This window comes from Pseudarthrobacter sp. fls2-241-R2A-127 (genome assembly GCF_030209355.1).
Taxonomy (GTDB): Bacteria; Actinomycetota; Actinomycetes; order Actinomycetales; family Micrococcaceae; genus Arthrobacter.
Genome location: NZ_JARVSF010000012.1, coordinates 186,439 through 205,089, shown reverse-complemented (window position 1 = coordinate 205,089; position 18,651 = coordinate 186,439). Strand labels below are relative to the sequence as shown.

Below are 18,651 nucleotides of genomic sequence, written 5' to 3'. Positions count from 1 at the left end.
ACAGCCCGTTGACCCTCCACAGCGCCGTGGGTACTGTGGGCCGACTATTCATCCTCGCCGTGGAGGCACCTATGGCCGGCACTTCGAACAGCAGCACCGACTAAGAATTCCTGACCGTATGGCGCGTGGCCGGGACCCCGCGGGAGGTCATGGACATCCTGGGCGACGCCGGCACGCTTCCGCGCTGGTGGCCCTCCGTGTACCTGGCCGTCGAGCCCCGGGAAAAAGGCAACCCGGACGGCACCGGGAAGGCCTTCTTCCTCCACACCAAAGGCTGGCTTCCCTACACGCTCACGTGGGAGCTCACCCTCACCGAACCGGTCACTGAGGAGGGCTTCGCCCTGTCTGCGCGGGGCGACCTCAACGGCACCGGACGCTGGACGTTCGAGCAGGACGGGCCCGAAACGGTGGTCACCTACGAGTGGCGGGTCAGCGCGGCGAAACCGCTGTTGCGGCGGCTGAGCTGGCTGCTCAAGCCCGCCTTTGCCGCGAACCATCGGTGGGCGATGGCGCGCGGTCAGGAGGCGCTGGCCTTGGAATTACGCCGACGGCGGCCGGGAGCCGACCCCGCCAAGATCCCGGCACCCGCCGGGCCCACGTTCGCACCGCGCCGCCGGCGGTCGGGTGAGGCACCGCCGCGGGCGTAGGTGCTCCTAGCCGGGGCGCACTGAGTTCCAGTCGAGCAGCCGCGGCTCCGCCAGGCCCTCCGTGACGAAAGGGTCTCCGGCGACGAACCGCTCCGCTTCCTGCCGGGATGTGAAGATCCCCATGGAGCTGGCCGCCGGGTCCGGGTCCACGAACGCGCCCAGCGCCACCAGGCCTCCGCCGTCGGCGTGGAAGGCCTCATAGAAGGCCTTGTGGCGGGGGAAGGTTTCCATGATCCGGGCGCGGTCCACGCCCGCGCGCACGGTGTACAGCACCACACATTCCATGCGGCAGAACTTACCACCCGGCGGTTGCCGGGGCTCCCTCCCGCCTGCTGGAAGGTACGACGACGGCGGCTGGGCGCGTGCCGTCGTCGTGCCTTTTGTCCGGGCTGCTTTCCTAAGGGGTGGTCAGGGCGCGGGGGTGTCCTGTCCCTGCGCGACCCGCTGGATGAACTCGACCGTCTCGCGCTCCGTCTCGGCGCGGGTGGTGGGTTCGTTGTGCACCTCGTGCCGGACGCCGGGAAAGACGCGGGTGCGGACGTCCGCGTGGCCGGAATCCACCAGGCGGTTGGCCACGTGGTAGGCGCCTTCGCCGTAGTTGGTGACCGGGTCCTGGTCGCCGGCGAGGATCAGCACGGGGAGGCCGGCGGGGAGCTGTTTGTACCAGTCGTCGGCGTTGACCTGGTCGTAGAGGTCCACGAAGCCCTGCAGGAACCGGGCGCTGAGCGGTGCGCCGAAGTTGTTGAAAGGGTCCCGCCCGTGGTCGGCAACCACGTCGACGTCCAGCGCGACCCAGGCAGTGGGGCCCGCATTTTCGCCGAAGCGGCCCACGAAACCGTCAAACATCTGGCCCACCAGTTCTTGGGGTGCGGGCTCGGCGCCGCGCTCGCCGGAGGCAAGTCGTGCCAGTTCGGGCCGGTTGATCATTGTTTTGATGCCCCGGATTTGGGCGGCGATGCCGCAGAGAATCAGGCCGGAGAGCTGTGCGCGCGGGTCGACGGCCATGCCGCGGGCGATCATGGAGCCCCAGCTGTGGCCGAACACCACGTAGGGAAGCTTGGGGAGCGCCGCTTTGGCCTTGGCCTGGAGGGTGACCTCGTCTGCGACCACCACGCTGGCGGCGTCCTCGCCGGCGTCGCCCCAGGTGCCCTGCTGCATGGCCGTGCGCCCGTGCCCGGCATGGTCACCTGCCACCACGATGAATCCGGCGTCCACCAGGGTGGAGATGAGGTGGAGGTAGCGGCGGGAGTGCTCGCCGAGCCCGTGGATCAGCTGCACGATGGCCTTCGGCTGCCCGGTGGGTTCGTAGACCCAGGCCTGGATGGTGTCGCGGCCGTTGGCGGACGTGAACTCGATTTCCTGCAGTGACATGTGTTCCTCCCGTGCCTGCGCCGTCGCTGGCTCGTGGTGAGCCTAACGCCTCGGTGGACGGCGCCGTCAAGGCTTTGCCATGGTCTGGGACAATCGGGACATGTTGGTTCATGCTCTGTCCTAACGCCTAGTCTGAAGACCAGCCCCATCCCCGGATCCTGGAGGAAGCCATGCCGCAGCCCGACCGTACATTGCGCAAGCTTGGCTTCCTCACCATTGGGCTCTTTGATCCTCTTGATCCTGCGGCGGGGCATGAGTCGACGCTGCAGATCATTGAATTGGGTGAGCAGTTGGGGTTCGACAGCGCCTGGCTGCGGCACCGGCACCTGCAGTTCGGCATCTCTTCTCCGGTGGCAGTGATGGCGGCCGCCAGCCAGCGGACCTCCCGGATTGAGTTGGGCACTGCGGTGACGCCGCTGGGCTGGGAGAATCCGCTGCGCCTGGCCGAGGACCTGGCCACCGTTGATTTGCTTGCCGGAGGGCGCATCAATCCCGGAGTGAGCGTGGGGGAGCCGATGCAGTACGACACCGTGAGGCACGAGCTCTACCCCGATACGGCGGACGTGGAGGACTTCAGTTACGCCCGGGTGGAGCGCTTTGCACGGTTTGTGGCGGGCGAGCCGGTGCGGGAGTTTTCGGGCAAGCAGGGCGTGGTCGAGGAGTTCTCCAACCGGGTAGAGCCGTTTTCCGCGGGCCTGCGGGAGCGGCTCTGGTATGGGGCCGCCAGCTCGAAGTCAGCGGAGTGGGCCGGTTCGAACGGGTTTAACCTGCTCTCCAGCAGCGTGATCTTCCCGGATAAGGACCAGGAACCGGACTTTGCCTTGGTCCAACAGTCACAGATCCGGGCGTTCCGGAAGGGCGCTGCTTTGGCTGGACATACCGGGGCACGGGTTTCGCAGGGCTTGGTGGTGATCCCGACTGACTCGGCATCGCCGGCCCAGCGGGAGAAGTACCAGCGGTACGTGGACGAACGGACTCCGCGCACTGCCGCGCCGCAGGGGCCGCGGGGCATGATGTTCGCGGCTGATCTGATCGGGACGAGCGAGGAGATCGCCGAGCAGCTCTACGCCCACGCCGGGTTCCAGGAAGTGGACGAGGTGGCGTTCGCCCTGCCGTTCAGTTTCGACCATGAGGACTACGTGCAGATCCTGACCGACATTGCGGGGAAGCTGGGTCCGGCGCTGGGGTGGGCGCCGGCGGGTGGCGACCGGCAGGCGTCATAAGAGGCGCGGTTTAGTAGACCCCTTCCCGGGGCGGCTCATCTGCAGACCCGTCAAAGGTCCAATCTGTCAGGTTTGAACGCTTTGGAAGAGAACGCAACATCCCGATGCCGGAAGAGCAGGGCGGTCACGCTTACCGGGAATTCGATCTGAACTGATTTGAGAAGGGTTTCCCGCGACGCCGTGACCCGAAACTTGTTCTACGGCGGCCAGCACAAGAGTCGCCTCGGTCTTGCACCGAAGAGCTAGGCCCGAAGCGGCGGAGCGCAAAACTAGCTACGAAATTGCCCCAGGGCAGGGTGTCCCCCAGGAGATCCACAGGTTTCACCGGGACAATCACCGGGTGAATGACGCGCGCGAGCCTCGAGTCCCGGGGAGTAAACCGATCCAAGTACTGAATGAGTCATCGCTGGCCCGAGCCGGGTATGTTCGTCGGATCGGGGTGAAGGTCCCCGAAGTCGGCATTTGGTTTTGGGTGGCGAAGGTTCTGACCACGGGGATGGGCGAGACCGCCTCAGACTTTCTGGTCCACGTTATGGATCCCGTCGTGGCGCTTGCCTGCGGAGGGGTGGCGCTGGCCGCTGCCCTCGCCCTGCAGTTCGCGGTTAGACGATATGTTCCTTGGGTTTACTGGACGGCAGTGGCGATGGTTAGCGTTTTCGGCACGATGGCCGCTGACGCGGTACACGTCGTGCTGGGCGTCCCGTACGTCGCGTCCGTGGCTCTCTTCTTCGTCACCTTGGTTATGGTCTTCGTGCTCTGGTACGTGACTGAGAAGACTTTGTCGATTCACAGCGTGGACACCGGACGCCGGGAAACCTTCTACTGGGCCGCGGTGTTGGGCACCTTTGCCCTGGGGACAGCCGCTGGGGACTGGACTGCCTACAGCCTGAATTTGGGATACCTCAGTTCCGGTGCCGTGTTTGCTGTCCTGTTCGGGATGGCCGGGGCGGCGTATTGGCGCCGCTGGCTGGGTGCCATCCCCGCTTTTTGGTGCGCCTATATCGTTACCCGTCCGCTGGGGGCTTCTTTTGCCGACTGGATAGCTGTCTCACCGGACCGTGGCGGACTGGGCTGGGGCACCGGCGTCATCAGCCTCGTCCTGGCCATTGTCATCGGCCTGGTGGTCGCCTACCTATCCCGCCGCGGCGGGGCAGCGCTAGGCTCCGGCGAAGAGTGAAGGCTGTTGCCGAGAAAGGCAGCGGAGGGCTTCCGCGAAGTATGTTCCGGGAAGCCCTCCGAAGTTCAGGACCGCGGGTGTGTCAGTGCCGGGGGAGGGTTTGGGTTCCCTCGATCTGCACTGCCTGAAGTTTCCGCGGGTCCAGGCCGAGGGTTTTCAGGATTGTCGGGGCGATTTGTGTGGTTTCCACGGCGCTGGTGACGGTGCGGGGCTTCTCGTCGTGGGGACCCGCGATGACCAGGGGAACGTCCCGGTCGTCGGCCGAGGCGCCCCCGTGTTCTGCGATTTTGGCTTTGCCGCCGGTGTAGACGACGCCGGTCCGGGCGATGCCGAGGATGTCAGGGTAGCGGGGGTCGCTGGTTTTCGTGCCGAAGTAGTCGGCGACGTCGCTTCCGGCGTAGACCGTGCTGAGTCCTGAAGTGGCTACGGTTCTGGTGGCGCTGTTGATGTCGTTCCCGGTCGCCGCGTGGGATGTTAAGTAATCCTTGGCGAACTTGGCGGCTGCCTGCGAGTGGTCGGAGAGCCAGAGCTGCATGATGTCGTCGTCGGTGGAGAAGGCGACCAGGTCGGCCGAGGCGGGGTGGCCTGCTTTCCAAGCAGTGTTGAGTCCATCAATGATGGCGCTGTCCGGAACCCTGATGAGTTGGTTCGGGTCGGTGGGTGACTGCCCGTGTTTCGCCGAGAGGATGATGGTCGTGTCCTTGGCGTGCCCGGCGGAGGACAGGGCAGATTCCATTTTCCCGACGGCCGCATCGACGTAGTCGAGGGCTTTGCTCAGCAGCGGGCCTGGTGCGGTGCCGCCGGGAAGGTAGCCGCCGGTGAGCCCGTCCGATGTCGGGAGCTTTTGGGCGGTGGAGACCGACTGGAAGTTCATGCCGAAGATTGCCGGTACGGCTGCGGTTTTGGTCCCGGAATGGTCTTTACCGTCGATTTCGTTCAGGACTGCCTGGACCTTGAAGCCGTCGTACTGCTGCGTTGCGGCGTTGTCCTGGGTCCAGTCGCCGGTGAACGGCGCGGGTGCCTGGCTGTTGATCTCGGGCGTGAAGAGATCATCGACCCCCTTGCCGGAGGGTCCGTTGAGGATTTCGTAGGCTGGGTGCTTGTCTGACCATGCGGTGGTCAGGCCCGCGCTTTTGGCGATTTCGAAGACGGTGTTGACCTTCAGATACTGGTGTGGGTAGACGGGCTTACACGTGGCGGGGTCCACCGGAAGAGCTGCGGGATTGAGCAGCGAGCCGGGCTGGCCTGTCATGTTCATGATGCTGGAGGGCAGCCCGGTCAGGCCTTGCCCGGCGTCAAGGGCCAGCGGGTTCTTGTCCGCCGCCTCGGTCAGTGCCACTTCGGTGCCGGGTGCCGTGTTCTTACAGTCGTTGGTCCCTGCCGGTAGCAGCGACCGGTTGAACGTGTCGTCGTAATAGATTCCGGTGGTGCCGGGGTTGCCGCCGGTGAATTGGCCGACCATGCCGGGAAAGGAGTCGGAGGGCACGGGAGTCTGGGCGTGGGTGTAGCTTGTGCCGTGGTTCACCAGTGTGGCCATCGCCGACTGCGGATGGGCTCCGACGTACCAGTCCAGGTCCTTCTGATGCAGTCCGTCCACCGAGAGCAGCAACACGTGCTTGGACGTTTCCCCTGTGCCGGCCTCGCCGTCGTTGCCGGGCTTGCCGTCATTGGCCGTCGCCGGTGCTACGGCAGAGCCGACCACTATAACGGCGCCGAGGACCGCGGCGGCGGCCCGAGTTTGCTTTGCTGACTTCATCAGCTTAAGTCCCTTCGAAAAAGTAGAACCACGGAATGATGTGCCTGTCCCCGGGGAAATTCTTGCCCACGGACGAGCCCTCTATCCCTGTTTTCGGGAGCGGCAGCGTAAGGTTCACCCCGGGTTCAACCCCGCGTCACAGGACTCTCTGGCAACTCACAGTCGACGGCACTTGCCACCGGAGCTCCGAACTGGACCGATTCACGTTCGACCGCGAAAAGGCTCACTTTCCACCTGTTAGCCCGCCTCTGCGGGCGACGGCATCATGGAGTCTGGAGGACGGCTTGGTCACGTCGGCAGCCGGTTCCTCAACCCCGGCTCCGAAGCGCCGTCCTGCCCCGGATCAAAAGGGCACAGCAGGAGCCGGGGGCCCGAACTTCTTCCTGACGCCGGGTCACGGCGGGTGGATGATGGTCGCATGCAGAGAATAGCGGCGTGGCTGGCAGCGGCTGTCGTTGTCACGATTATCTTTGCGAGTGTGTATCTGACGCTTCAGCACACTGGCCGGGAAGCAGTGAACAATGCACCGGCTGCAGCCGTCGCGCTCCAGTTGCAGCAAATCGGGTCAGACCCTGCAGGCGGACCGCATCTGGAATTGACGAAAGACAGCGGCACGTTTGTGATGCTGTACGGGCCGGACAACAAACCTATCTACAGCACGGTCACCCTCCATGGGGACGTGCCCAACCTGCCGCCAGGCGTTTTGGACACCACGCGTGCCGGCGGAACCGATGCCATCACGTGGCAACCGGAGCCTGGTCTGCGCCTGGCCGTCGTCACCGGGTATGCCGCCGGCAAAGTGGTGGTAGCCGGGCAGTCCCTGACCCCGTTTGAGAACGCCGACAAATTCACACAGCTGGTGATAGCCGGCGGGTGGTTGACCAGCATGCTCGTTCTTGCTGCCGCCTCCACGTTCACATTGGTAATTCGTGGTCGCGGTAAAGCCGACCGGACCACCGGACGTCCCGGCGGAGACTGAAGACGTGGGCGACCCGAACCCGGCCGCTACGCCCTGCTACCCCTAATCGGGAGGGCTCCGCCCGCAGCTCAAAGGACGGTAAGCCCACCAGGTGACCTGAAAGGGATTACTCTTCACCGAGAGGAGGGGCTCGCCTTATTGTCTGCACCGTAATCCCAGCTGCCAGGCTGACAAGGCCAGATGCCCGGCCGCACCCGTTAGCGGGTCCGGGTCAGGGCGAACAGGCGGCGGAGGGTATAGAAACAGCCCAGGGCGCTGAACAGCAGGGCAATCAGGAAGTCGCCCGCGTACCCGTCCACCAGGTGCCGGTTTGTCGTGAGGTTGTAAAGAAGCAGGTCCCAGGTCCCGGCGTCGGCAAGCATCAACAGCGGGGATCCGCCGCCCAGGTACTTGGCCATGTCAACCAGCATCCCGCCCCAGAAGGAGAGCGCCACGGTCCCGAGCGTGACGGCCGTGACCACCCAGGCGCCGCGGCGGCTGATGATTCCTCCGGTCCCCAGCACATACAACCGGGCGGCCCCGGCGGCGGCGATGAAGGCAACAATGGATGCCACCCACCCCATGCTCCACAGCACCAGCCAGGCGGCAACGCCTACGGGAACGGTCGCGAGGGCAAAGAGTGCACCGCGGAGTACATCTTCACGTGCAGCCCGGACGGGGGCTGCTGCCGGGGAGTGGGTGGCCGGCGGGGGAGTCCATGCTCCGGGCGCCCGCACCCCGAACTGGGGTTGGCCGGGAACGCCGCCTTCGCCCGGAACGCCGCCTCACCCAGAAAGGCCCCGCCCCGTCAACCCAGCGCTGCGAGCAGCCGCTCATTCGCGCGGGCCACGATCCCGGAGAACACTGCATCGTCGTTCAGGGCCCGGGTCATGATCAGGCCGCCCTGGATTGCTGCCACGGCGTCCACGGCAAGGCCTGCGGCCTTGGGCTTGGCAGCCCCGCCCCGCTCCAGAGTTCCCGCCAGGACGTCCACCCAGTCGGCGAAGTATGCGCGGACCTCCGCGGCGAAGGTCTCCTGTTCTTCCCCCAGGGTCATCGCCGCGAACAGGCAGACCCGCTCCCGGGAAGCGAAGTATTCTTCCACCACCCGGGACATTGCCGTTACGGCCTGGGCGGCGTCCGTGGCCGTGCGGAGCGGTTCGAACACCTGCTCGTCGAACCACGCCCGCACCTGCGCCAGGACCGCGCGGGCCATGTCCGCCTTCCCGTCGGGGAAGAAGTGGTAGAGGCTGCCCCGCCCTATCCCGGTCTCCTGCTGGATCACTGAAAGTGAGCCGCTCTCGAAGCCCCGCCGGCGGAAGACGCCGGCGAGGGCAAGGACGGCGTCCGAGCGGTCAAGAACGGTGCGGGGCATCAGAGTCCGAGTTCGGTCAGGCCAGGGTGGTCGGCGGGACGGGGGCCGGGGGCGTCCCAGAAGAACTTGCGCTCGGACTCGTCAATCGCGACGTCGTTGATACTCGCGTGGCGGTGGGTCATGAGCCCATTATCGTCGAAGCGCCAGTTCTCATTCCCGTACGCGCGGAACCACTGGCCGGCCGCATCGTGGTACTCGTACGCGAAGCGCACCGCGATCACGTCCCCGGTGTAGGCCCAGAGCTCCTTGATCAGCCGGTAATCCAGCTCCCGGTCCCATTTGCCGGTGAGGAAGTCCACGATCGCCGGGCGGCCCGAGAGGAAGACGGAGCGGTTGCGCCACCAGCTGTCCTCGCTGTAGGCGAGGGAAATGCGTTCAGGATCGCGCGTGTTCCAGCCATCTTCGGCGCTGCGCACCTTGAGGATGGCGGAGGCTTCATCGAACGGAGGAAGGGGCGGTCGTGTCATGGAAGGGTCCTTTCAATCGAAGAGTGTACCGATCGGTTAACTCTGTACTTAAAAGTACAGAAGTCTGATGGGGCCGTCAACACTTTCCTTCCGGCCGTAGTATCCGGACACAGAGCGCAACACTGGCTCCCCGCCCGTAACCTGATTAAATGCCTCGTTTCGCACTGGACATCGAGTCCGTCCCCCGCCCCGTCCGCTCCCAGGAGCTCCTGGACGCTGTGAACCACCGGGTGGTCATCGCCGACGGCGCCATGGGCACCATGCTGCAAGGCCGGGACCTGCAGCTTGAGACGGACTTCCAGAACCTCGAGGGCTGCAACGAGATCCTCAACGACACCCGCCCGGACGTCATCGCGGACATCCACGACGCCTACTTCGCCACCGGTATCGACGCGGTGGAAACCAACACGTTCGGCGCCAACTGGTCCAACCTCTCCGACTACGGCATCGATGACCGCATCGAAGAACTGGCACGAAAGGGCGCCAAGATCGCCCGCGAACGCGCCGAGGCTGCGGAGGAAACAGACGGGCGCATGCGCTGGGTCCTCGGCTCCATGGGCCCGGGCACCAAGCTCCCCAGCCTAGGCCACACCAGCTACGGCTGGCTCAAGCAGACCTTCGCCCTGCAGGCGGAAGGCCTGATCGACGGCGGCGCTGACGCGTTCCTCATCGAGACCAGCCAGGACCTCCTGCAGACCAAGGCCGCCGTCAACGGCTGCAAGCAGGCCATCGTCTCCAAGGGCGTCCGTCTGCCCATCTTCGTCGAGGTAACGGTCGAGACCACCGGCACCATGCTCATGGGCTCCGAAATCGGCGCCGCCCTCACGGCCCTGGAACCGCTCGGCGTCGACGCCATCGGCCTGAACTGCGCCACCGGCCCGGACGAGATGAGCGAACACCTCCGCCACCTCTCCAAGCAGTCCTCCGTCGCCATCGCCTGCATGCCCAACGCCGGCCTGCCGGTCCTGGGCGCCAACGGCGCCCACTACCCGCTCACCCCCGCCGAGCTCGCCACCGCGCACGAACAGTTCTTGCGTGAATTCGGCCTGGGCCTGGTGGGTGGCTGCTGCGGTACGACGCCGGAACACCTGGCCGCCGTCGTCGAACGCCTTGCCCCCTTCCGCAAGATCAGCAAAGCGGCCGACGCCGGCACCACCGGCGGCGGTACGGGCACCAGCGGTGCCACGGGACCGGCCCGGGTCCCCGAAGAGCGCGAAGCCGGCGTGGCCTCCCTCTACCAGCACGTGAATTTCCACCAGGAGTCCGCCTACCTGGCCATCGGTGAGCGCACCAACGCCAACGGCTCCAAGGCCTTCCGCCAAGCCATGCTCGAAGAACGCTGGGACGACTGCGTGGACATCGCCCGTGAACAGATCCGCGTCGGCGCGCACCTGCTGGACGTCTGCGTCGACTATGTGGGCCGCGACGGCGTCGCCGACGTCAAGGAGATCGTCTCCCGCTTCGCTTCCGCCTCCACCCTCCCGCTGGTCATCGACTCCACCGAACCGCCCGTCCTGCAGGCCGGCCTGGAACTCATCGGCGGCCGCCCCGTGGTCAACTCGGTCAATTACGAGGACGGCGACGGCCCCAACAGCCGCTTCGCCCGCATCATGCCGCTGGTCAAGGAACACGGCACCGCAGTGATCGCCCTGACCATCAACGAAGAGGGCCAAGCCCGCACCACCGAGGGCAAGGTGGCCATCGCCTCCCGCCTGGTCGACGCCCTGGTGGGCGAGTGGGGCATGCGCGTCGAGGACATCATCGTGGACTGCCTCACCTTCCCCGTCGCCACCGGCCAAGAGGAAACCCGCCGCGACGGCATCGAAACCATCGAGGCCATCCGCCAGATCACCGCGAAGTACCCGGGCATCAACACTACGCTCGGCGTCTCCAACGTCTCCTTCGGCCTGAACCCGGCCGCCCGCATCGTGCTGAACTCGGTGTTCCTGCACGAAGCCGTCCAGGCCGGCCTGACCAGCGGCATCATCGACGCCGCCAAGATCGTCCCGCTCGCCTCCCTCCCGGAGGAACAGCGCAAGGTGGCCCTGGACCTGGTCTGGGACCGCCGCGAATACGACGCCGACGGCAACACCACCTACGATCCCCTGGCCAGCATGCTGGACCTCTTCGCCGGCGTCGACACCGCCGCCCTCAAGGACCAGCGCGCCGCCGAACTCGCCGCGCTGCCCACGGGCGCACGCCTGGAACATCGCATCATCGACGGCGAAGGCAAGGGCCTCGAAGCGGACCTGGACCTGGCCCGCAGCGAAGGCATGACGCCTCTGGGCATCATCAACGACCACCTGCTCGAGGGCATGAAAGTGGTGGGCGAACGCTTCGGCGCCGGCGAAATGCAGCTGCCGTTCGTGCTCCAGTCCGCCGAGGTCATGAAGAACGCGGTGGCCCTGCTGGAGCCGCACATGGAGAAGTCGGACTCCTCCGGCAAGGGCACCATGGTGATCGCCACCGTCCGCGGCGACGTGCACGACATCGGCAAGAACCTGGTGGACATCATCCTCACCAACAACGGCTACAAGGTCATCAACATCGGCATCAAGCAGGGCATCGCCGAGATCATGGCCGCCGCCGAGGAACACAACGCCGACGTGATCGGCATGTCCGGCCTGCTGGTGAAATCCACCGTGGTGATGAAGGAAAACCTCGCCGAACTGCAGTCCCGCGGCTTGGCCAAGAAGTGGCCGGTCATCCTGGGCGGTGCCGCCCTCACCCGCGCCTACGTGGAGCAGGACCTGGCCGAACAGTTCGAGGGGACCGTCCGCTACGCCAAGGACGCCTTCGAGGGCCTCGCCCTCATGGAGCCGCTGGTGCGCGTGGCCCGCGGCGAGGACCCGGACTCCGTGGGGCTGCCGCCCTTGAAGAAGCGTATCCACAAGGGCGGGCCCAAGTTCACTGTCACCGAGCCGGACGCCATGCCGGGCCGGTCCGACGTCGCCACCGACAACCCGGTCCCCGCGCCTCCGTTCTGGGGCACCCGCATTGTCCGCGGCGTCTCGCTCCACGACTACTCCGCGTTCCTGGACGAGCGCGCCACTTTCATGGGTCAGTGGGGCCTCAAGCCCGGCCGCGGCGAGGACGGCGCCTCCTATGAGGAACTCGTGGAACGCGAGGGCCGGCCGCGGCTGCGCTACTGGCTGGACCGCATCCTGGGCGAGGGCATGCTGGACGCTTCCGTGGCCTACGGCTACTTCCCCGTGGTCTCCGAGGGCGATCAGGTGGTGGTGCTGCACCATGGCGAGGATCCCGACGGCGTCCTGGGCCACGCCGGTCTGCTCGCCCCGGACGGTGGTTCAGGCGGCCCCCTTGGCACCGACCGCCTGCGCTTCAATTTCCCGCGCCAGCGCCGCGACCGGCACCTCTGCCTGGCCGACTTCGTGAAGTCCCGCGGGTCCGGGCAAATCGACGTGCTGCCGGTCCAGCTGGTCACCGCCGGCTCCAAGATCGAAGAGTTCACCTCCACGATGTTCGCGGCCAACCAGTACCGCGACTATTACGAGCTCAACGGCCTGGTCATGCAGCTCACCGAGGCGCTCGCCGAGTTCTGGCACGCACGCATCCGCAACGAGCTCGGGTTCGCAGCCGAGGAACCCAAAGACACGGGAGGTTACTTCAAGCTCGACTACCGCGGCGCCCGGTTCTCGCTGGGCTACCCCGCCTGCCCGGACATGGAGGACCGCCGCAAAGTCACCGAGTTGTTGAAGCCCGAGCGCATGGGCGTCATCCTGAGCGACGAGCTCATGCTGCACCCGGAACAGTCCACCGACGCGTTCGTGTTCCACCACCCGGAGGCAAAGTACTTCAAGGTGTGAGCTGGCGCCGGCCTACGGTGTTTCGAAGGTGCCTCCGTGATCCTCTCAGTGATGTCCGAACCGCTCCCGGGCAGTTCGAGCGGATGTGCCAAGCGCGGCACCTATAACCTCCCACGAGTCGCCCTTCGCACGGGCGGCGTTGACGGCTGCGTCGAGTTCGGCCGCGGCCTTGGCGGCGGCCGTGCGGGCCGCGGAGATCCGGCGGAAGTCCGCGGCCTCCCTGTCCACAGGAGGGGCCGGGCTCAGGCGAAGGAGCGTGCCATCCACCCGGAGCGGCGCGGCCAAGTGCTCGACGTGGAGGACGTAGCCTTCTTCGGGCGCGCGGCGAATGTAGAGAGTGAGAACGGTCTTGCCCTCACCGTCATCAAAGTCCACTTTTCCGTAGCTCTCGCTGGGGCCAACAGGCCACGGGCGCGGCTTCAAGCGCCATCCAGCGTCGTCACGCGTCGGCTCGTAGTCTGGTGCTTCGCGACGCCTCATGCTGGCCGTTCTCCTTCACTGGTCTTGCCACTGCGCCCCGACCCGAACGGGCCGCAGCAACGTCTCTGTCCAAGGTACGGCCGCGGCCTAACGGGCACCCGGGTGGCAGGTACCCGAATCCGGCGAAAGCATTTACCTGCGATGTGCGTGGGCCGGGGAGTCCGGTGTGGGGGTGGCGTGGCCGCCACCACCGGACGCCGCGCCGGCTACCGGCTTCACCCGACGGAGCGCGGCCAGGACGGCCCGCCCCACCACCGCGATGCCAATGACCGTGGTGACGGCGCGCAGTGTGTCCCAGCCCGCCGTCGACGTCAGCAGTGAGTAGAGCAGGAAGCTGCTGAGGTTGGTGCCCAGGGGCGCGCCCGGAACGTAGGAAATCCCGGTGCCGCTGCCCACCGCGAAGGGCCAAAACCACAGGTTGAGCAGCAGCCCGAACACGTAGGACGCCGCCACGCCGTACCCGGCCAGCATCCACAGTTCGGCTTTGCCGCGCACCCGGCGGGGGAGCAACCCGGCCCCCGCACCCACCCACCCGCAGGCGAACATCTGGAACGGCGTCCACGGGCCGATTCCGCCCCACAGCGCGCTGGAGACCGCGATGGTGGCCGCGCCAAGAAGCAGGCCAAACCGCGGACCGAAGGCCCGGCCGGCCAGGACCAGCAGGATGAACACGGCTTCCACGCCGCCGACGCCGGTGCTCGCCACCCGCACCGCGGAACCGACCGCGGCGAGGACGCCGAGCAGCGCCACCGTGTGTGCCGAGCGGACCGAGCCGTCCAGGGACACCACGACGGCGGCCGCGGCCAGGGGTGCGATGGCCAGGGCAGCGTACGGGGTGGCCGCGGCGGCGTCCTGCGGAAGCGCCGCGGCAAGCAGCGGCCAGCAAAAGGCCGCCAAAGCCAGCAGGTTGGCGGCCGCCAGCACGGCCAGCTCCGCGGCCCGCGGCATCCGGGGGCGGCGGGCCGGCTTTGCAGTGGGCAGGTCCGGCCGGCGCTCGATGATCCGGGGCGGTGCAAGAGGTTGCGCCGCCGGGACGGCAGCCTCTGCCGGCGAGGCTGCCAGGGTGGAGGGCGCCACCCCGTCCCGCATAGGCAGGATCCTGGCTCCGAGGCGGTGCGCAAACTCAAGATCGTGGGTGGCGAACAGGACTGCGGCGCCCTCGTCGGCAGCCGCCCGCAACGCCGCCGCGACCGCCGCCCGCGCCGCGGGATCGAGCCCGCGGGTGGGCTCGTCGATCAGGAGCGCCTGCGGCCGGTCCATGGTCTGCAGGGCGATGGCCAGGATCCTGCGCTCGCCGGCGGACAGGTCCCGGGGGTGTTCGTGCCCGATCGGCATGCTGACGTCGCCCCGGAGCCGGGCCAGCCGTGATTCCGCCGTGCGGGGCGCGGGCTTCCCGGCAGGCCGTCCGCCTGACCGGCCACCTGACTTTGCACGCGCCAGCCGCCGCTCCGCTGCCCTCAACTCTGCGGCAACGGTGTCCCGGGTGAAAAGGTCGTCGGAAGCATCCGGCACTAACGCCACCCGGCCGCCGTCGTCCGTCCTTGCATCGCTGGTGCCCTCGCCGAGGGCCAGCGCCATCAGCAGCGAGGACTTCCCGGCCCCGTTCGGGCCCACCAGCGCCACAATCTCGCCGGGTTGCAAGGCCAGGGACGCCTCCCGCACGAGGGGTGTGCCGCTGCGGTGCACGGCAAGGTTGGTGGCGCTCAGTACGGGTGCGGAGTCCGCCGGCTGCCGGCCAGCACCTTCAGCGGAACGAACAAGGGTGGGGGACGGAGCGGTGCCGGGCACCAGCGCGCCGCCCTCGAGGGTCCACCACGAATCGGCGACGGGTACCAGCGCTGTGGCCCGGTGTTCCGCCACGACCACGCACACCCCGGAGTGGCGGGCCAGGGAGCTGAGCACGGCGATCACCCGGGCCCGTGCGGTGGAATCAAGGTCGGCCAGCGGCTCGTCCACCAGGAGCAGCTGCGGGTAATCCACGACGGCGGCGGCGATGGCCACCAGCGTAGCCTCGCCGGCCGACAGGGTGCTGACGCTCCGGTCCAGCAGGGCAGACACCCCAATCCGCTCCGCCACCTCCAGCACCCGGGCCTTGGCGGCCGTCCGGGCCACACCGCGCAGTTCCAGGGCCACGCCGATCTCGTCCCGGACCCGCGTGCTGGCAAAGGCCGCGCGGGGGTTCTGCAGGACCACGCCGATGAGGCGGGCGGTGTCCCGCGGCGGCACGGCACCACGGTCCAGGCCGGCCACGCGCACCGTGCCGGTGATGCCACCGCCGTCGACGTGCGAGAGCAGCCCCGCGATGCCGCGCAGGACGGTGGACTTGCCGGAGCCCGTGGGGCCCGTGATGACCGTGATGGATCCGCCGGTGGGCGCGAACCCGGCCGCCCGCACCTGTGCGGCGCCAATCCGGAACTGGGCGTCCCGGACCACCAGCGGCGCGTCGCCGCCGGAGGCGGGTGGGGCGGCCGGCCGGCCCGCGAAGCCGCGCAGCTCCAAGGCTGCCGCGACCCGGCCGGCATGTTCGAGGGTTCGCTCCAGGACGGGCACCAAGGCCCGGGGGCCGAAGCGTTCGCGCCGCAACCTGAAGGCCACGCGCACCGACGCCACGGCGTCGGCAAGCGCCGGGAGCGCCGCCCACGCCACTACCAGCATCCGGGCCACGCCCTGCAGCGGACCGCCCCGGGCCAGCCGGACAAAGCCGCGGGACACATCCACCCATGCATTGAGCAGGCCGAAGCCCAGGATCAGCCCGGCAATCGGCAGCGCGGACAGGACCGCCTGCCAGAGGCCGGGAGCGGTGACCGGGCCGAGGAGGACCACGTGGGCGTACGGCGCGGGAAGCCGCAGCTGCGGCATGGCCAGCAGCAGCGGCTCACCGATGCCCGCCCCGTTGAAGAGGATGCGGTAGATGACCCGCGCGGCGATGAAGACGGCGGCGAGGGCCGCCGCCGCCCGTAACGGCGCGGGTCGGAAGGTCATGCCGCGGGTGCGGCCGGCTCGTTGTCCACGGTGTAGAGCAGTTCCAGGCTCTCGCCGGGGCTGAGCTTGAGGCTGTCCAGGCCTTCCTGCGCGTATGCCCACGTGCCGGCGGCGGGCTCCACCCAGAGGGCCCAATAAGAGATCGTGTTTTTGTCATCGCACGCTTCGCGGGTGGTGCCGCCCTTGTGCTTGATGTCGAAGTCCGCAGCGGGCACGCCGTTGACGCGGCACGCGAAGCTCGTGGGGTACTTGGTGGTGCCTTCGATCTTCACCGCGGCTTTGCCCAGCACATCCGATGCCAGGGTGGGTCCGTCCACAGGCACGCACGCGGAGGTGTCGGCGGCGGACTGCTTCAGGGACGCGGAATCCACCACTACCTTCACCCCGGCGCAGGGCCCTGCAGAGGCAGACGCGCTCGCCGATGCAGGGGCGGAAGCGGACGATGAGGGGGCAGACTGGGTGGCGGCCGGCGTGGAGCAGGCGGCCAGGGTCAACAGCAGCCCGGCGGCGGCGAGGGTGCTCGCGGCGGCGGTGCGGGTCTTAGTCAATGTCACCTGTCAAGGTTAGGGCGTGCCGGGCCGGAACCGGAGGCCGGCGCCTTCTGTGACGCAGCATCTCGGCCCTGCACGCACCCGGCCACGCACAACGGCCGACGACGGCACTCAAGCGAGTGCCGTCGTCGGCCGTTCTGTTTTAGTGCTGCTACCTCTCGGTTGCCATGACCGCGTTGGCCGGCACCGGTTCGTCCGCAGCGTCGTACCGTGGGTCGTTGGACGACGGGTGGGCTGAGACCGCCGCGGCGTGCTCGGCCAGCACCCCCGTCTGGTGGCGGATCTTCAGCCGGTAAAGCAGGGTCCCGCCGATGATGACGGCGGCCACGAAGAACACCCCGCCCCACTGCAGGTACCACTCGAACGGCGGAACCGAGTTGTAGATCTCCGGGCGGGGCCACACCAGGTTCACCGTCATGGCGGCGCCCCACAGGACGGCGAGGATGTTCACGGGAAGGCCCCACTTGCCCATGGAGAACCCTGGCTCGGAACCGTCCGCAACGAGCGGCCATTTCCCCAGGAGGCGCTTGCGCAGCAGGGGAACCGTGACCAGGAGGTAGGACAGGTAGATCAGCACGATGCTGATGCTGGACAGGATGGTGAAGATAGCCGGCTGCATCACGTTCACCAGCAGCGGGATCACGGCCAGGACGCCGATGACGATCGCCGCGACCGTGGGGGTCCGGCGGACCGGATCGACCTTGCTGAGCTGACGGCTGAAGGGCAGGTTGTTATCCCGCGCCATGGCGAACATCATCCGGATGGCGGCGGCGTGCACGGCCAGGGTGCACACCACCACGGCCACCACGATGCAGGCCAGGAAGGCCTTGCCGAACGGGCCGCCCAGGACGGAGAGCACGATGTGCTGCAGGCCGCCGTCGGGGGAACCAATCTGCGGGTCCGTGAGGTCCGGCGCTGCCAGGATGCCGAACAGCAGGATTCCCCCGCCCAGCAGGAAGGACGCCGTGACAGCCCGCAGGATGGCCTTGGGCGCGGTCTTCTTGGGATCCTTGGTTTCCTCGCCGAGCGAGCTGGCGGTGTCGAAGCCGTACATGACGTAGCCGGAGGCCATGGCGCCGATCAGGAAGACGCCGAAGAAGCCAAGATCCTTGCCTTCGCCGAAGCCGTTGGTCTGGAAGAAGACCTCCGGCCCGCGGACCACGTGCCAGGCCAGGGCCAGGATCAGCAACACCGCTGCGATCAGCTCAACGAAGACGCCGATGCTGTTGATCCGGGTCATCAGCTTCACGCCGAACGCGTTGACGAGGGTGGAGATGGTGATCATGATGGTGGCCAGCACAACGCCGTTCATGGCGAAGTCATAGGGGCCCGTGCCGTCGCCCACGAACTGGAAGCCGGACCAGAGCTGCGGCAGGGTGATCTGCAGGGCCAGGGCCACGGAGCCCAGCGCCATGATGGAGGAGAGCAGCAGCAGCCAGCCGGCCAGCCAGGACGAGGTCCCGGAGGACAACCGCTTGGCCCAGTTGTAAACCGAGCCGGCAACCGGGTAGCGGCCTGCCAGCTCCGCGAAGCACAGGGCCACCATCAGCTGGCCGACGAACACGATGGGCCACGACCAGGCGTACGCCGGGCCGGCCATGGAAAAGCCAAAGTAGAACAGTTGGAAAACACCGGTGAGGATGGAGATGTAGCTGACACCCGCGGCGAAGCTGGCAAATTTGCCGATGCTCCGGTCCAGGGTCTGGGTGTAGCCGAATTCGTCCATGCCGCTTGAATCAATACTCTTGCTGGGTTCCAAATTGGACTCCTGGATCAGAAAGCACGATGGAAGGCCGCCCTGGGGTGCGGCGGAATGACGTGTGTGGGGGCCGTTGCC

15 protein-coding genes are annotated in these 18,651 nt (G+C 67.4%); 5 read left to right on the top strand and 10 right to left on the bottom strand.

Annotated features, from left to right (window positions below; all coding sequences use genetic code 11):
• Window positions 1-125 precede the first annotated feature (125 nt).
• On the top strand, window positions 126-647 hold the full coding sequence (locus QRN53_RS10150) for an SRPBCC family protein (RefSeq protein WP_502934838.1): 522 nt from the start codon (window positions 126-128) through the stop codon (window positions 645-647).
• Window positions 648-653: 6 nt separating this feature from the next.
• On the opposite strand, the gene QRN53_RS10145 is transcribed toward QRN53_RS10150, so the two are convergent.
• Window positions 654-920 (bottom strand): YciI family protein, encoded by a 267-nt coding sequence (locus tag QRN53_RS10145; RefSeq protein WP_285243886.1) that lies wholly within the window; start codon window positions 918-920, stop codon window positions 654-656.
• Between the two features lie 135 nt (window positions 921-1,055).
• Window positions 1,056-2,018 (bottom strand): alpha/beta fold hydrolase, encoded by a 963-nt coding sequence (locus QRN53_RS10140; RefSeq protein WP_285243885.1) that lies wholly within the window; start codon window positions 2,016-2,018, stop codon window positions 1,056-1,058.
• Window positions 2,019-2,188: 170 nt separating this feature from the next.
• Here QRN53_RS10140 and QRN53_RS10135 point away from each other — a divergent pair, with 170 nt between their 5' ends.
• Together QRN53_RS10135 and QRN53_RS10130 are read left to right on the top strand one after the other, a co-directional pair.
• A complete protein-coding gene (locus QRN53_RS10135) occupies window positions 2,189-3,241 on the top strand; it encodes an LLM class flavin-dependent oxidoreductase (protein WP_285243884.1) in 1,053 nt (350 codons plus the stop codon).
• Between the two features lie 439 nt (window positions 3,242-3,680).
• A complete protein-coding gene (locus tag QRN53_RS10130; RefSeq protein WP_285243883.1) occupies window positions 3,681-4,418 on the top strand; it encodes a COG4705 family protein in 738 nt (245 codons plus the stop codon).
• A gap of 82 nt (window positions 4,419-4,500) precedes the next feature.
• Here QRN53_RS10130 and QRN53_RS10125 read toward each other — a convergent pair whose 3' ends face one another.
• Window positions 4,501-6,174: an alkaline phosphatase family protein gene (locus QRN53_RS10125; RefSeq protein WP_285243882.1), complete on the bottom strand. Its 1,674-nt coding sequence runs from the start codon at window positions 6,172-6,174 to the stop codon at window positions 4,501-4,503.
• Window positions 6,175-6,769: 595 nt separating this feature from the next.
• Between QRN53_RS10125 and QRN53_RS10120 the strand changes: the two genes are divergently transcribed.
• Window positions 6,770-7,153 (top strand): hypothetical protein, encoded by a 384-nt coding sequence (locus QRN53_RS10120; protein WP_285243881.1) that lies wholly within the window; start codon window positions 6,770-6,772, stop codon window positions 7,151-7,153.
• A gap of 197 nt (window positions 7,154-7,350) precedes the next feature.
• Here QRN53_RS10120 and QRN53_RS10115 read toward each other — a convergent pair whose 3' ends face one another.
• From QRN53_RS10115 to QRN53_RS10105, 3 genes are all read right to left on the bottom strand, one after another.
• Window positions 7,351-7,707, bottom strand: a complete 357-nt coding sequence (locus tag QRN53_RS10115) for a hypothetical protein (protein WP_285243880.1) — start codon at window positions 7,705-7,707, stop codon at window positions 7,351-7,353.
• 233 nt (window positions 7,708-7,940) lie between these two features.
• On the bottom strand, window positions 7,941-8,507 hold the full coding sequence (locus QRN53_RS10110) for a TetR/AcrR family transcriptional regulator (RefSeq protein WP_285243879.1): 567 nt from the start codon (window positions 8,505-8,507) through the stop codon (window positions 7,941-7,943).
• Window positions 8,507-8,974 carry a nuclear transport factor 2 family protein gene (locus QRN53_RS10105; protein WP_285243878.1) on the bottom strand — a complete coding sequence of 156 codons (468 nt, stop codon included), beginning with the start codon at window positions 8,972-8,974 and terminating at the stop codon, window positions 8,507-8,509. Before QRN53_RS10105 ends, QRN53_RS10110 begins: the two co-directional genes overlap by 1 nt.
• A gap of 149 nt (window positions 8,975-9,123) precedes the next feature.
• Between QRN53_RS10105 and metH the strand changes: the two genes are divergently transcribed.
• Window positions 9,124-12,801 carry a methionine synthase gene (gene metH, locus QRN53_RS10100; RefSeq protein WP_285243877.1) on the top strand — a complete coding sequence of 1,226 codons (3,678 nt, stop codon included), beginning with the start codon at window positions 9,124-9,126 and terminating at the stop codon, window positions 12,799-12,801.
• Window positions 12,802-12,846: 45 nt separating this feature from the next.
• Here the strand turns inward: metH and QRN53_RS10095 are convergent, their stop codons facing one another.
• From QRN53_RS10095 to QRN53_RS10080, 4 genes are all read right to left on the bottom strand, one after another.
• Window positions 12,847-13,281 (bottom strand): hypothetical protein, encoded by a 435-nt coding sequence (locus QRN53_RS10095; protein ID WP_285243876.1) that lies wholly within the window; start codon window positions 13,279-13,281, stop codon window positions 12,847-12,849.
• A gap of 132 nt (window positions 13,282-13,413) precedes the next feature.
• Window positions 13,414-16,263 (bottom strand): ATP-binding cassette domain-containing protein, encoded by a 2,850-nt coding sequence (locus QRN53_RS10090; protein WP_285243875.1) that lies wholly within the window; start codon window positions 16,261-16,263, stop codon window positions 13,414-13,416.
• Window positions 16,260-16,817: a hypothetical protein gene (locus tag QRN53_RS10085; RefSeq protein ID WP_285243874.1), complete on the bottom strand. Its 558-nt coding sequence runs from the start codon at window positions 16,815-16,817 to the stop codon at window positions 16,260-16,262. The genes QRN53_RS10090 and QRN53_RS10085 overlap by 4 nt, the downstream gene beginning before the upstream one ends.
• Window positions 16,818-16,965: 148 nt before the next feature.
• Window positions 16,966-18,540, bottom strand: a complete 1,575-nt coding sequence (locus tag QRN53_RS10080; RefSeq protein WP_285243912.1) for an APC family permease — start codon at window positions 18,538-18,540, stop codon at window positions 16,966-16,968.
• Window positions 18,541-18,651 lie beyond the last annotated feature (111 nt).

What these genes read in the sequence shown, in the direction of transcription:
- QRN53_RS10095 (WP_285243876.1), bottom strand. Translation starts at nt 13,281, where the DNA reads ATGAGGCGTCGCGAAGCACCAGACTACGAGCCGACGCGTGACGACGCT.
- QRN53_RS10110 (WP_285243879.1), bottom strand. Translation starts at nt 8,507, where the DNA reads ATGCCCCGCACCGTTCTTGACCGCTCGGACGCCGTCCTTGCCCTCGCC.
- QRN53_RS10105 (WP_285243878.1), bottom strand. Translation starts at nt 8,974, where the DNA reads ATGACACGACCGCCCCTTCCTCCGTTCGATGAAGCCTCCGCCATCCTC.
- QRN53_RS10125 (WP_285243882.1), bottom strand. Translation starts at nt 6,174, where the DNA reads ATGAAGTCAGCAAAGCAAACTCGGGCCGCCGCCGCGGTCCTCGGCGCC.
- metH (WP_285243877.1), top strand. Translation starts at nt 9,124, where the DNA reads ATGCCTCGTTTCGCACTGGACATCGAGTCCGTCCCCCGCCCCGTCCGC.
- QRN53_RS10080 (WP_285243912.1), bottom strand. Translation starts at nt 18,540, where the DNA reads ATGGACGAATTCGGCTACACCCAGACCCTGGACCGGAGCATCGGCAAA.
- QRN53_RS10135 (WP_285243884.1), top strand. Translation starts at nt 2,189, where the DNA reads ATGCCGCAGCCCGACCGTACATTGCGCAAGCTTGGCTTCCTCACCATT.
- QRN53_RS10090 (WP_285243875.1), bottom strand. Translation starts at nt 16,263, where the DNA reads ATGACCTTCCGACCCGCGCCGTTACGGGCGGCGGCGGCCCTCGCCGCC.
- QRN53_RS10140 (WP_285243885.1), bottom strand. Translation starts at nt 2,018, where the DNA reads ATGTCACTGCAGGAAATCGAGTTCACGTCCGCCAACGGCCGCGACACC.